Annotated in this window: 11 protein-coding genes and 1 tRNA gene; 8 read left to right on the top strand and 4 right to left on the bottom strand. The window is 44.7% G+C overall.

Annotation, left to right across the window (positions count from 1 at the left end):
- Positions 1–325 precede the first annotated feature (325 nt).
- The 5 genes from ACZ5QV_RS15470 to ACZ5QV_RS15450 all read left to right on the top strand — a co-directional run bounded on the left by ACZ5QV_RS15470 (position 326) and on the right by ACZ5QV_RS15450 (position 3,230).
- Positions 326–433 (top strand) — tRNA-Arg (locus ACZ5QV_RS15470).
- Between the two features lie 163 nt (positions 434–596).
- On the top strand, positions 597–959 hold the full coding sequence (locus ACZ5QV_RS15465) for a GNAT family N-acetyltransferase (protein ID WP_464600639.1): 363 nt from the start codon (positions 597–599) through the stop codon (positions 957–959).
- Positions 960–1,028: 69 nt separating this feature from the next.
- Positions 1,029–2,069, top strand: a complete 1,041-nt coding sequence (locus ACZ5QV_RS15460; protein ID WP_464600638.1) for a DUF7544 domain-containing protein — start codon at positions 1,029–1,031, stop codon at positions 2,067–2,069.
- 456 nt (positions 2,070–2,525) lie between these two features.
- The gene (locus tag ACZ5QV_RS15455) at positions 2,526–2,720 is read left to right on the top strand and encodes an MM0924 family protein (protein ID WP_464602123.1); all 195 of its coding nucleotides are present in this window, start codon (positions 2,526–2,528) and stop codon (positions 2,718–2,720) included.
- Positions 2,721–2,798: 78 nt separating this feature from the next.
- Entirely contained in the window at positions 2,799–3,230 is a 432-nt protein-coding gene (locus ACZ5QV_RS15450; RefSeq protein WP_464600637.1) for a fasciclin domain-containing protein, read from the top strand.
- A gap of 90 nt (positions 3,231–3,320) precedes the next feature.
- On the opposite strand, the gene ACZ5QV_RS15445 is transcribed toward ACZ5QV_RS15450, so the two are convergent.
- Positions 3,321–3,803, bottom strand: a complete 483-nt coding sequence (locus ACZ5QV_RS15445) for a hypothetical protein (protein ID WP_464600636.1) — start codon at positions 3,801–3,803, stop codon at positions 3,321–3,323.
- 620 nt (positions 3,804–4,423) lie between these two features.
- Between ACZ5QV_RS15445 and ACZ5QV_RS15440 the strand changes: the two genes are divergently transcribed.
- The gene (locus ACZ5QV_RS15440) at positions 4,424–4,900 is read left to right on the top strand and encodes a hypothetical protein (RefSeq protein ID WP_464600635.1); all 477 of its coding nucleotides are present in this window, start codon (positions 4,424–4,426) and stop codon (positions 4,898–4,900) included.
- Between the two features lie 106 nt (positions 4,901–5,006).
- Here the strand turns inward: ACZ5QV_RS15440 and ACZ5QV_RS15435 are convergent, their stop codons facing one another.
- From ACZ5QV_RS15435 to tnpC, 3 genes are all read right to left on the bottom strand, one after another.
- A complete protein-coding gene (locus ACZ5QV_RS15435) occupies positions 5,007–5,708 on the bottom strand; it encodes an IS1 family transposase (protein ID WP_464600634.1) in 702 nt (233 codons plus the stop codon).
- Positions 5,705–5,950, bottom strand: coding sequence for a hypothetical protein (locus ACZ5QV_RS15430; RefSeq protein WP_464600633.1), 246 nt, complete (start codon positions 5,948–5,950; stop codon positions 5,705–5,707). Before ACZ5QV_RS15430 ends, ACZ5QV_RS15435 begins: the two co-directional genes overlap by 4 nt.
- A gap of 110 nt (positions 5,951–6,060) precedes the next feature.
- Positions 6,061–7,533, bottom strand: a complete 1,473-nt coding sequence (gene tnpC, locus ACZ5QV_RS15425) for an IS66 family transposase (RefSeq protein WP_464599339.1) — start codon at positions 7,531–7,533, stop codon at positions 6,061–6,063.
- A 393-nt stretch (positions 7,534–7,926) separates the two neighbouring features.
- Here tnpC and ileS point away from each other — a divergent pair, with 393 nt between their 5' ends.
- Together ileS and ACZ5QV_RS15415 are read left to right on the top strand one after the other, a co-directional pair.
- Positions 7,927–11,103: an isoleucine--tRNA ligase gene (gene ileS / locus ACZ5QV_RS15420; protein WP_464600632.1), complete on the top strand. Its 3,177-nt coding sequence runs from the start codon at positions 7,927–7,929 to the stop codon at positions 11,101–11,103.
- A gap of 774 nt (positions 11,104–11,877) precedes the next feature.
- On the top strand, positions 11,878–12,519 hold the full coding sequence (locus tag ACZ5QV_RS15415; RefSeq protein ID WP_464602122.1) for a 6-hydroxymethylpterin diphosphokinase MptE-like protein: 642 nt from the start codon (positions 11,878–11,880) through the stop codon (positions 12,517–12,519).
- Positions 12,520–12,525 lie beyond the last annotated feature (6 nt).

Raw genomic sequence — 12,525 nt, 5'->3', positions numbered from 1 at the left:
TCTAAATGCAAGGCAATAAGCAAATACCTGAGTCCTCAGACGAAGGTTTTAGGGGGGGTAATTGACGAGTATATGTTTCGGTTTATTACTTCTTTATTCAATTATATGAATTCTATAAATTAGTTTAATCCTGTAATAATATATCTATAGCATCATTTAATTATATATAATTTGATATTGTTATTTTTCTCTATTTTTTTTTCATTTCATATCTATAAAAATTCCGTTGTGCATGTTAATAATTTCACATGCCCGGCTTCCGGTTTTTCACTTCCCCAACGAGAATACTTTAATACCAGAACTTCCTATCAGTACTTCTACATGAGGGCTCGTAGGGTAGCCAGGATATCCTAATGGGCTTCGAAGTAACTGCATTTATTATTGTGGTTTACGAAGATACCCATTGACTCGTGTTCGAATCGCGGCGGGCCCATCTTTTTCTTTTTTTTAGTTTTCCAGGGTTTTTGGTTTTCCGGCTTTTGTAGGTTTTTGAGATGGACAAAAAGGAAACACGGCCTCTTAATGTTTTTACTGTTAAATGGATTATGGGTTCCGAAGCCCTGAATGAGCCTCATTATGTCCGCAGGGAGGTTTTTATGAAGGAGCAGAATGTGTCCGAGGAAGAAGAGATGGATGATGCGGACTATTTTTCCCAGCACGTTGTGGTATCTGATGTTGATGCTTCAAAACCTGTGGGCACCGGCCGGATCTTTGAGGAAGCCGGGACTTTTTTTATCGGACGGGTCGCTGTCCTGAAAGAGTACAGGGGCAAGAAGGTCGGAAAGCTGATAATGGAAAAATTGCTGGAGAAGGCGATTATTCCTGGGGGCCCTTTGGAAGTCCACCTGCACGCTCAGACCTGTGCTGTCGGGTTTTACGAAAAACTGGGATTTTTTTCGTATGGGGAGATTTTTCTGGAAGCAGACATTGAACACGTCTGCATGATGAAAAAGTTATAATGCTTATTCGGTCCTGGCAGTCCCACTATCTTCAGAAAGGTACTTATTTTTAAAAAATGAGTCCTTATTATGACCTGGTATGGCATAGACGCGGTGGACAAAGCATTTTCCCGGACAAAGAGCCTCCTGCTGGAACCTTTTGATTTCTGGAAGTGGGCAAGGCTTGCGTTGATAGTTTTCCTGCTTAACGGGCTTTCCGCAGGCTCAGGGAATTCCGGTGGAAATTACCATGGGGACTCTGGGGACTTTGAACAGACTTTTTCAGATTTAGGGTTTGGAGAAGACCCCGGGGATTTTTCAGTCATCTTTGACAAAATAAGTTCTCTTCCTTACTTTAATTTTATTGTCCTGGGAATATTTATCCTCTTTCTCATAGGACTGTTTTTCGCCTATATCTCCAACTTGATGGAATTTGTTTTCGTGGAGTCCCTCGTAAGCAATGAGGTAAAGATCTTGAATTACTCTAAGCGCTTCCTGGGACACGGTTTCAGGCTTTTCATTATCCGTATCTTACTGGGTCTTGTCACCTTACTTTTCCTGGGTGCGGCTATGTTTCCTTTCATATCCAGAGTAATTGAGGGGGGCTCTGACCTTGACTGGCCGTTCATCCTCGGAGGTATTGCCTGGCTTTTAGTCGTGCTCTTTGTACTTGCTCTTATACGTTCGGTGATAGGCTCTTTTTTGAACCTCGCAATCCCGCTTTCAATTTACCAGAAATCCGGGATTCTTTCCGCCTTCGGGCTTGTTTATAAAAACTTCAGGCAGAGCTGGAAAGAAATGCTGGTCTACTGGGGGTCGAGATTCCTGCTCAGGCTCGGGACCGCAGTTGTATTGTTGATTCTTCTCCTGCTGGTGCTGCTCGGGCTCGGGTTGGTCTTCCTTCTTGTTGACGGAATCCTCTATTTCCTGCTCTCGGCCTTACTTACCGAAAATCTGGTCTGGATAGGCCTGGCCCCGGTGCTCTTCGTGGAGTTTTTGTTTTTCATGGGGGTAATGCTTTTCCTGAATGTGCCCGTTATGGTTTTCCTGAAGTATCATATGCTCAGTTTCCTTGAGATGTGGTGTCCGGGGGCCGGAATTCCGTTCTTTGACAGAACGGTTTTAGAATGAAAGTACCTGAGTACTTTCGTTTTTTGTTTTTGTTTTTCTCTGCTTGAAATGTGCTGGTAGATAACTCTGAATACTTGATCTCAAAAGCACAGCCCGGTTTTTTGAAGACGTTGGTCTCGGGCCAGACAAAAATGAATGCAGTCAGGGATGTTTTTTTTAATTCCAGGCAGCTGTTTTTGGCTCTTATTTTGTTTTCATTTTTTTTTCGAAAAGCCCGGCCTCCTCTGTCGGCCGTTGAGGGCGTCGATATCAGAAGGATTCAAAAAAAGCTCGCCCCTTTTGAAACCTCATTTTTCATTCATCCCTGCCCCAGATAAACAAAAAAAGGTTTTCTTTTAACCCGGGTTCAGAAACAAAGTTCAGAAACTTTATTTCAAAATGTATATTTTTATTAAAATAGTATATTCTATTTGTTTATTATAATTTTGACAAAATGCAAACAATGGGGGTTACAATATAAAGCAGGAATTCATAGAAAAGTATTATCTTGGAAAAGAAGTTGAAATCGATGTCAGGGGAAATAACACATACAGAGGTGTTGCCGCTGAATGTAAGGATGGGGTCCTGAGTCTTAGGTGGAACATTAAAGAAGAAGGTTATACCCACATTGATATTGAGAAGATTGTCGCGATGTGGATAATTCTGAAATAAGCTTTGCGAAATCAGCTCGGTTAAATGAGTTTCCTGAAAAAAAATCAAATTAACCTAAAAATAAGGGAGTGGTACTACATGGCAAATATTGTGGAAACAGCGATACAGGCAGGTGAGTTCCAGACTCTTGTAAGGGCAATAGAGGCCGCAGACCTGGTGGATACTTTAAGTAATGAAGGTCCCTTCACCGTCTGCGCCCCGAACGACGCGGCCTTTTCAAAGCTTCCCTCGGGCCTTCTTAACAATCTCCTTGAGGACAAACAGAGCCTCAAACAGGTCCTGCTTTATCACGTAGCTTCCGGAACGGCCATGTCTCGGGATATAGTAAGCATGAAGTCCGTTAAGACCCTGCAGGGAGAAGAGCTTAAGATAGATCTCTCTCGGGGATTACAGATTGGAGATGCTCAGGTCACTCAGCCGGACATCGAGTGCAGTAATGGGGTTATTCATGTGATTGACAGTGTTTTGATCCCGATGTCAGTGCAGGAACGGCTTTTAGCCGTCCACTAAAACCTTTAAGGGGGAGTCCTCCTCTTTTTATATTTTTTTATCATCGGTGTTGATTTTTCCGCATTCAGACCTTCCCTTGCCTGCCAACTGTTACACTAATTTCTTAAATTCCGGCCTTTCCACCCTTATAAGCCTGATAAGTCTTTCAGGGTCATTTTTCTCAAGCAGGGAATCCGCCTCTTTTTTGCCGTAATAGGCCCAGAAACGAAAAGGCGCGTCAACCGCCAGCAGTTTTCCGACGGACTTCTTCCTCAGCCCGGAGTCAATTTCAAAAACGGCCACTGGAAGCTGTTCTTGCCCAAAATCCGGTTCAGGTCCTTCTCCTTCAAACCAGGCCACGTCTATTTTTCCGGTTCTCCCGTCCGGTCGGAAGGCCTTTATCGGGTATTCTATTTCTCCGCATAAACCGAATTTTCCCGCGAGAGAAGATATATAATTTTGCAGGCCGGTATGAAAATCGATTTTCCAGAGCAGGTCCCGGTTGTTTTGTTGAGCGGTTTCAAGTATTGAAGCCGTTACATTTTCTACAAATTCCGGAGACGGTCTGCCCGGATTGTTTGTTTTTTCTTTCATGGTTTTGAATATTCCTTTGATTAATATCCTGGTGGTCCATTTGTATTCGGTTGGTATTATTTTAAATAATCAGAATGGAGCCTTAAGCTCCTTTTTTCCATTTTTTGCTGCGGCCGGAATCAACCTGCACCCAGGGTCCAAAAACACAGGCAAAAGACACATTGGATATTGATAATGAAAACAGCAACCATGAAGCACTGTACGACCATATTTTAAGCACATGATTCAATATCTTGAGGCCTTTATGCGCCTAAAAATGCGGAATGCAGGTTATACGAGTTACGGAAATTCTAATTATTCACAGTATTGTCGGACAGCTTCTTTAGGGCGGGGTGTCCACACGCAATTTGATTTTGGGAGCTCTGACTGTGCATATATTTGTTGAACATATCCATAGTTCTATATATTGTAACTGCATTATATAAAACACTTAATAATTTAAGGGCCCGGTCCGTGAATTATTTATAATGTTGGAAAAAAAGACACACTCAGCTTGTTTGAGCTCATTTATCGAAAGTGTTTTTGGTTTTGCATATTGTAAGAGTTATAGCAGGTAACCACTTTTCGGATAGGCTCCTAATTGGTGAATTCTCTTAATTAATAGAATAGGTGGTGAAAAGATGGATCTCAAATATTTGTCAGATAAAGTATCAACCGCTTTGGATGGTAAACCAATTGCAGGATTACTATCTAAACAAGCTTGCATCAATAATGGAATGGGTACGGAAGTGAAAGATATTTTAGGTTGGAATTTCATAGAGCGTGCAAAAGATGGAACTTGCTTTTCATTTTATGCGGCTCAACCTCCACTGTATGGAATGACATGTCCGGTACAAATACAATGTCCTCTTGGAATAAGGATCATTCCATCTTACAAAATCGACATTGAAGAAGCAATTAAAATTCTGAATCAAAGAGATTGTGGAAATAAATTTGTAGATATTAAACTTTTTTGGCCATTAGTACCTGATTGTAAAGAGCCATATTGGCACTTTAGGTTAACTCTTGGGAATGAAGTTATCATCGGTGCAAACACTGGTATTGGTGGCTGCCACACACTCAAGAAACTTTTAAATAACACGCAAGTACGCCTATGAATACCGTAACTACATTTGGGGCATCTGGTATTGCAGGAAATATGCTGAAAAGTATCCATGTTGTACCACCTTTATCTGTTATTGAATTTCAGGTGTTGTCCCCAAGTTATAGAACAGGCACTTTGAATTTAAAAAGTTCCTCTAAAGTCCAGATGTGATCTGTAAGCTCTTCAGCCATTGCCGGTGTTCTATATTCCCACCGACGGCTCCCACTATTCACCTCTATTTTTAGCGAATCATGTGTTTTGACAAAGTTATACCACGCTTGGAAAAAATCTAGTGCCTTTTGATGCATTCTCATTTTTTTACTAAAATTGATTTCTTTACGAATAAATCTTGCAAGAGAATTACGAATTGTAAGGTTGATCCTTTCTACATATGATGTTCCAATATAGTCATCTTCGTCTATTCCGAGCATTTCCTCGACCTCTTCTTTTTTGCCAAAAATGATCCTCTGAACTGCTTCAACGACTATATTTTTCACTTTCTTTTTGAAAATTTTGACGTATTTTAAATCATCTGAGGGGATTATTCGAGGAAGTGGCTTTCTCCCGATTCCTTTGTATGGTGGCACTTCAAAAATTCCATAAACATTTAGAAGTCCTTCTTCAAATGGATCCCGATTATCTGACGTAAACACGGGGATAGGAGATGATTTTGAACTCATTGCCTTAACTATATCAAACAACTTTGCAGCATCCTCAGCGGTTCGACCATCTTCACGATGGCAAAGAAATAATCTCGTATCACTTTTTATCGCCGTGAGTGAGTATACATCACCACATTCTTCGGGATCGTCATCTTTCACATTTTTTTGTTTTTTTTAATAAATCCCCATATTTCATCTACTTCTACTCTTTTTAGATTAAGATTTTGCAGAAAATACTTTGTAACTTGTTCACAATGAGTTGCCGCAATTTCAAGCCATCTGGAAATAGTATCTTTGTCATGCCCAGTTGCTCTTGCAACTCCACGAATACTCCCTTTTTCGGGGATCATTGCAAGTGTTCTTAGGATTTCATCTTGAGGAGTATCCAGTCCAAAGAACATTGTACCTCTCGTTTCACTAAAGCAATCCTTACATGTCCTGCATTTAAGAAGCGCCTGGTTGTGTTTACCATATCGTAACTATTCAGCCTACTGATAAAAAAAGCATAGTTTCAGCTAATGTTGCAACTATCGGATAATAGCGGCGCTCCATTGAGCGCCGCTCGAATAGCATCCATGACATTCAAGCTATTCTTTCTAATAGTGGATATGTATCCCCGAATTCTGCAGAAAGCTACCGCTCCTTCGATGCTTCGGAAAGTTCCCGAAATCTTCTGTTGTAGCTTCATCATTCTGATGTCTCGCTCTGCTTGATTATTATCAAATGGAACTCTCAGGTCATTGAGGAATTTCAGAATCCTATCCTTGTATTTTATGAACCTATCAAGGAGATTCTTTGCTTTTGTTTGTGCTGGTCTTCCTCTTTTTTTAACCTGTTTTGAGAGGTCAGGAGGTGGATTTTCTTCAATTCCCTCTTTAATTATTTTATCGTATATTTCCTCGAATGCCCTGACTTTTATTGGATCTATTGGAATTTCCATTTCTCTGCATTCGTCGGTATATTTTTTTACTTCACTCAGAAGTTCATTTACTTTTTTAGCCCATTGCTGCTCAAAATTCTCTTCAACTCCAGTGAGGTCCCTCTTAAGATGAGCATTGCAGAGAGCATGTTCACATCCATATTTGTTGTATGATGCCCAACCATCATGAACTACTACCCCCTTGTATTCTGGAAGAAAACCCAAAGCATTCATTGCCTCTGATCCTCTTTTTGGATGTACAAAATAGTATGTCCACAGACTGTTTGAAACAACATGGAGCCACCATTTTGTCCCTAAAACCCTCATTCCTGTTTCATCACAATGTACAGAATAGGCTACCCGTAGATGTTCGAAAACAGCTTTTTCGAAAGGTTCCAATTTCTGGAATAATTCCTTTTCAGCTCTTTTTATGGTAGCAGGGCTGATACGTATTCCATAAAAGTCCTCTGACAAATCACAAATCCGTTTATAAGGAATCAATTGAAAGTTCCTTAAATATACAAGAGAGGATAAAAGGCGAGGTCCATATTGAATAGGGAATTTTATAGAGTCTGGAAAAGTACCTTTGTTTATTTTCCCACAGTGAGGGCATTTCTTGGACTCAGCACGATGTTCGGTAAATATGATGTTCACAGGAGGAATATCAGCTTCTTGCCTGCGTTCACAGTCCCGAACTTCAGTATCTTCAAGATCATGACCACAATTTTCACAGCAGTGAGGGGAATGAAATATTATATGGTCAGGATCCCCAACCATTTCGAAAGTACTTCCAGAATGACCTTTTTGACCACCAGGTTTTTTCCCACTTCTTGTGCGGCTACTCTTAGGTTTAGGTTTTTCATTCACAAAAACGTCAGTAGAAGGAGGTTTACTGCTGTTTTGGCTGTTTTGATTTAGACGAGCCTCTAAAACCCTTACACGTTCCTCAAGTTCAGCAATTTGAGAAGCCTGTTTCTCTATGATAGTCTCAAGTCTCTGAATTACAGCAACGACTGCTTCAGGGCCTTCTTCATAGATTTCAAGAATCTCTTCACGTGTAAGCATGATACTGAAGAGATAGAGTTATTTTATATGCAATTTTTCCTCGAAACGAGGAAAAATTGCCTTTGTTCAAAGTATGGCTGAATAGTTACACCATATCTTTGTTTAAGGATAATATTTCCGTGATCTTTTTTCCCATAGTCAGGACATTCTTCGTTCCAGCACCAAAATTGTGATAAATCGAGATCAGAGGCCATTTCCATTATTATATATTTATATTATATCTCTTATTATCTGATGATTTGTAAATGACTCACGTACAACACCATACAACAAAGCTTAAATTAAGTGTAGCAATTACTGATTAGACTTTACTGCACGGCAAACGTTCAGCGTTGGCCAGCCGCAAAATAGGACTTTCAAATTTATACTAATCTTTACAGGGTGACCCCCCAGATGATAAAAGAAATAACTGCCAAATACGACGCAGAACAAATTGAACAAAAAGTAACGCAGTTCTGGGACGAAACCGACGCCTACCGGAAGACCCGGGAGCGCCGAAAAACCGGAAAAAAGTTCTTTTTCGTGGACGGACCCCCATACACCACCGGACACATCCACCTGGGGACCGCCTGGAACAAGATCATCAAAGATTCCATTCTCCGCTACTACTCCATGCACAACCGGAACATCATGGAGCGGCCCGGCTGGGACATGCACGGGCTGCCCATTGAGGTCAAGGTCGAAGGAATTTTAGGCTTCAAGTCCAAGAAGGACATCGAGAGTTTCGGGGTCGGGAACTTCATTTCCAAATGTAAGGAATTTGCCCTTGAACAGCAGCAGGCCATGACCGGACAGTTCGAGAAACTCGGGGTCTGGCTCCAGTGGGAAGACCCCTACATGACCCTCAAGGACGAGTACATCGAAGCCGCCTGGTGGACTCTCAAGCAGGCCGAGAAAAAGGATTTGCTTGATGTGGGCAAGCGCGTGGTCAACTGGTGTCCCCGCTGCGAAACCGCCATCGCCGATTCCGAAGTCGAATACGCCGACCGGACGGACCCCTCAATCTACGTCAAGTTCAAAGTCAAAGGTGAGGAAAACACCTTCATCGTCATCTGGACCACAACCCCCTGGACCATTCCCTCAAACATAGCGGTCGCGGTTCACCCCTCTTTCGAATACGCCAGGTTCAGGGCAGTCCGACAGGACGGCAAAGAAGAAGTCCTGATCGCAGCCACAACCCTTATCAAAAACGTGCTCAAGAAGGGCAGGTACACGGATTACGAAATCCTTGAGACCATGCTCGGAGAAGACGTCGCAGGGCTTGAGTACGAAAGTCCGCTTGCGGACGTCATCCCACTCCAGGCCGAGTTCAAGCACAACGTCTACGAGGCCGAATACGTAACCGCCGAAAACACCGGCTGTGTACACATCGCCCCCGGACATGGGATGGACGACTTTGCCGTCGGGGTCAAAAACAACCTGCCCATCTTCTGTCCGGTCGGCCCGAATGGGGCCTACACTGAGGAAGCCGGAAAGTACGCTGGCATGAACATAAGAGAAGCCAATGCCGTTGTCATCGCGGACCTCCTTGAGCGTGACCGGCTCCTGACAGAAGAAAGCATCACCCACAGGTACGGGCACTGCTGGCGCTGCAAGACCCCAATCATTTACCTTGCAACCAAGCAGTGGTTCCTCAAGATCACGGAACTCAAAGAGAAAATGCTTGCTGAAATCGAGGCCGTGGACTGGTATCCCGATTGGGCTGGCTCAGCTCGTTTCAGAGCCTGGGTGGAAGGCGCAAGGGACTGGTGTATCTCCAGGCAGCGCTACTGGGGAGTTCCGATTCCGGTCTGGAAATGCCAGAAATGCGGAAAGATGGAAGTCATTGGGACAAAGCAGGAACTGGTCGAAAAGTCCAACGCCAGCGCCGAGATTGAGCTGCACCGCCCTTACGTGGATGAAGTAATTATCCCCTGCGACTGCGGGGGGGATATGAAGCGTGTGGAAGACGTTTTCGATGTCTGGTTTGACTCGGCCGTCGCCTCCTGGGCAACCCTGAAGTTCCCGCAGCATGAAGAGGACTTCAACGAATGGTGGCCCGCAGACTTCATCACCGAAGGCCATGACCAGACCCGTGGCTGGTTCTATTCTCAGCTCGGGGCCAGCATGGTGGGTTTCGGGAAGGCTCCTTACAAGAGTGTGCTCATGCACGGCTTCACCCTTGATGGTGCCGGGAAGAAGATGTCCAAGAGTCTTGGCAACGTCATCACTCCGAAGGAAGTAATCGACAAATTCGGGGTGGACACCCTCAGGGCCTACGTGCTTTCCGCAAGTGCCCCATGGGACGATCTGAAGTTCAGCTGGGAAGAGGTCGCAACCGTCCACAGGAACATTAACATCCTCTGGAACGTCTTCCGCTTCCCGCTCCCCTACATGGCCCTCGATGAATTCGATCCCATGAAAGTCACCCTGGACTCCGTCAAGGGCGCTCTTCGGGAAGAAGACAGGTGGATCCTTTCAAGGGCTCAGTCCATGATCAAGGCCGTGGATGAGGCTATGAGTGGTTATCTGCTCCACAAGGCTGTCAGGGAAATCATGGAGTTCACCCTCGAAGACCTCTCCCGCTGGTACATCCAGCTCATCAGGCCGAGGACCTGGACCGAAGCTGACGACCCGGACAAGCTTGCCGCTTACAGGGTGCTCTATGAGGTCTATGTGACTCTCATCAGGTTGCTTGCTCCTTTCATGCCTTTCCTGGCCGAGGAGATGTACACAAACCTCGTTCGAAACGTGGACCCGGATGCTCCTGAATCCATTCACATGTGCGACTGGCCCGAGGTCAATGAGGCTTACCTTGACCCCGAACTCGAAGCCGCCATGACCACAGCCCGCTCAATCGTTGAGTCAGCTTCAAATGCCCGCCAGAAGGTAGGCAGGAAACTCAGGTGGCCGGTGGCTCGTATCGTGGTCAGCCCCGAATCCGAAGCCGCAGTTGTAGCTGTTAAGAGGCTTGAATCCGTCCTGAAGGACCAGACCAATTCCAAGGCCATTGTGCTGACAGGGGTTGGAGAAAGCTGGGATGAATTGGGCCTCGAAGTAATCCCAAACCCCGGCAAGATTGGGCCGACTTTTAAGAGGGACGCAGGCAAGGTTAGCGCTGTTCTGAAAGAGGTTGATGGCGTGGTTCTCAAGAAAGCCTTTGCCGATGCCGGAGAGTTCGAGTTGAACCTCGCTGATGGAAGCTCTGTTACCATCACTCCGGAAATGGCCAATTTCGCGGAAACTCTGCCTGAAGGAGTCGCAAGTGCGGGGTCCGTTGCGGGTCTCGTCTATGTGGACGCCAACCTGACCTCCGAACTCGAAGGCGAGGGTTATTCAAGGGAAGTTATCCGCCGGCTCCAGGACATGAGAAAGGAACTCGACCTTATTGTGGATGAGAACATCAAAGTCGAAGTCCGGATCGAGGACGAAAGGGTTATGGGCCTTGTCGAGACCCTCAAGGGGCTTATTGCTGAGGAAGTCCGGGCCGCAAGCTTTGAACTTTCGGTCACAGCCGAGGTTTCCGGAGTTCTTGTCAAGGACTGGGACGTCGAAGGCATTGCCATGAAGATGGGCATCTCGAAGGCTTAAGTGGAAAAGTAGAAAATCTCGAAATAAGATTTAAACCACGGAAGGACACCGGTTGTTCTGGTTTTTTTCTGTGGTTAATTATGTACTAACCGAAAAAACCACGGAATACACGGAAAAATAACGCCGGAAATATTCCATTTTCGGTTGTTCTGGTTTTTTTTGTGTGATTAATTATGTATTAACAGAAAAAAACCACGGAAGACACGGAACACACGGAAAAAGAACGCCGGATGTATGCCATTTTCGGTTGTTCTGGTTTTTTTGCGTGATTAATTATGTACTAACAGAAAAAAACCACGGAAGACACGGAATGACACGGAAACCGGCCTTGCGGCCGGTGAGTATGTCGGATTTTTAAATAATCGATTTAAAAATCCCACTGTGAACAAAACGCCAGAACAACCTTACTTGTCGTCTTCCCTGAGTTCCGTTTCGGGATCATAGGATATCGAAGATTTCCTGGGAGTTGCGATGAAATTGCAACAGCACGGTGTCCTTTTCGGGAGCTATGCTTCCTCAAGAGGACTAAAAAATACTAGAACAACCTTAAATATCGTCTTCTTGCATTCTTTTTTCCGTGTGTTCCGTGTGTTCCGTGGTTTGAATGCCCACACCAAACGTCTCCACTACCAAAAACACATACTACCTTTATGATAATCCTGCATTCTTTTTTCCGTGTGTTCCGTGTGTTCCGTGGTTTGAATGCCCACACCAAATGTCTCCACTAACAAAAACACATACTACCTTTATGATAATAGGAAGGAGTTGATTTTACTGGATTTTGCTACCTGGGAGCCAATTTACAAAAAAATACTGGAAGACTTCGGATTTGATCGGCTCGGCGATGAGCAGGCGGCCCTTCTCCTTTCCGGGATGCTGACAGAGGCTAATTCTGTCAGCCTTTCCGAACTTGAGACTGCTATTTCAAAAAAGCCGGTGCTGGTCTGCGGAAATGCTCCGAGCCTGCGGGCGGAGCTTTTAGAAATTGAGCTTTCCGATTTTGTTATTATTGCAGCCGATGGGGCCGCCGCCGTCCTTATGGATCTTGGCCGGGTCCCGGAAGTAATTGCGACGGACCTTGACGGAAATTCCGAGGCTGACATTGAAAAAGAGATTCTGGCCTGCGAGAAAGGTTCGCTTCTCCTTATCCATGCCCACGGGGACAATACGGATAAGCTTGAGAAATACGTGCCCCGGTTTAAGAGATTTTTGGCAACAACCCAGGCCGGGCCTTTTGATAGGGTTTACAATTTCGGGGGTTTCAGTGACGGGGACCGCTGTGTTTTTGTGGCCAAGGAGTTTGGGGCCGCCAGCGTCCGGTTGGCGGGGTTTGATTTTGAGGACCCGGATGTCAATCCGATTAAGAAGAAGAAACTTGTTTGGGCTAAGGAATTGATTGAGATTTGCGGGGTTTGAAGAAAA

It is taken from the genome of Methanosarcina baltica (genome assembly GCF_055394095.1).
This window is presented reverse-complemented; position numbering and strand designations above follow the sequence as displayed.

Excerpts from the sequence above, each read along its gene's own strand:
- ACZ5QV_RS15465 (WP_464600639.1), top strand. The coding sequence starts at position 597 with ATGAAGGAGCAGAATGTGTCCGAGGAAGAAGAGATGGATGATGCGGAC.
- ACZ5QV_RS15460 (WP_464600638.1), top strand. The coding sequence starts at position 1,029 with ATGACCTGGTATGGCATAGACGCGGTGGACAAAGCATTTTCCCGGACA.
- ACZ5QV_RS15450 (WP_464600637.1), top strand. The coding sequence starts at position 2,799 with ATGGCAAATATTGTGGAAACAGCGATACAGGCAGGTGAGTTCCAGACT.
- ACZ5QV_RS15445 (WP_464600636.1), bottom strand. The coding sequence starts at position 3,803 with ATGAAAGAAAAAACAAACAATCCGGGCAGACCGTCTCCGGAATTTGTA.
- ACZ5QV_RS15440 (WP_464600635.1), top strand. The coding sequence starts at position 4,424 with ATGGATCTCAAATATTTGTCAGATAAAGTATCAACCGCTTTGGATGGT.
- ACZ5QV_RS15430 (WP_464600633.1), bottom strand. The coding sequence starts at position 5,950 with ATGTTCTTTGGACTGGATACTCCTCAAGATGAAATCCTAAGAACACTT.
- tnpC (WP_464599339.1), bottom strand. The coding sequence starts at position 7,533 with ATGCTTACACGTGAAGAGATTCTTGAAATCTATGAAGAAGGCCCTGAA.
- ileS (WP_464600632.1), top strand. The coding sequence starts at position 7,927 with ATGATAAAAGAAATAACTGCCAAATACGACGCAGAACAAATTGAACAA.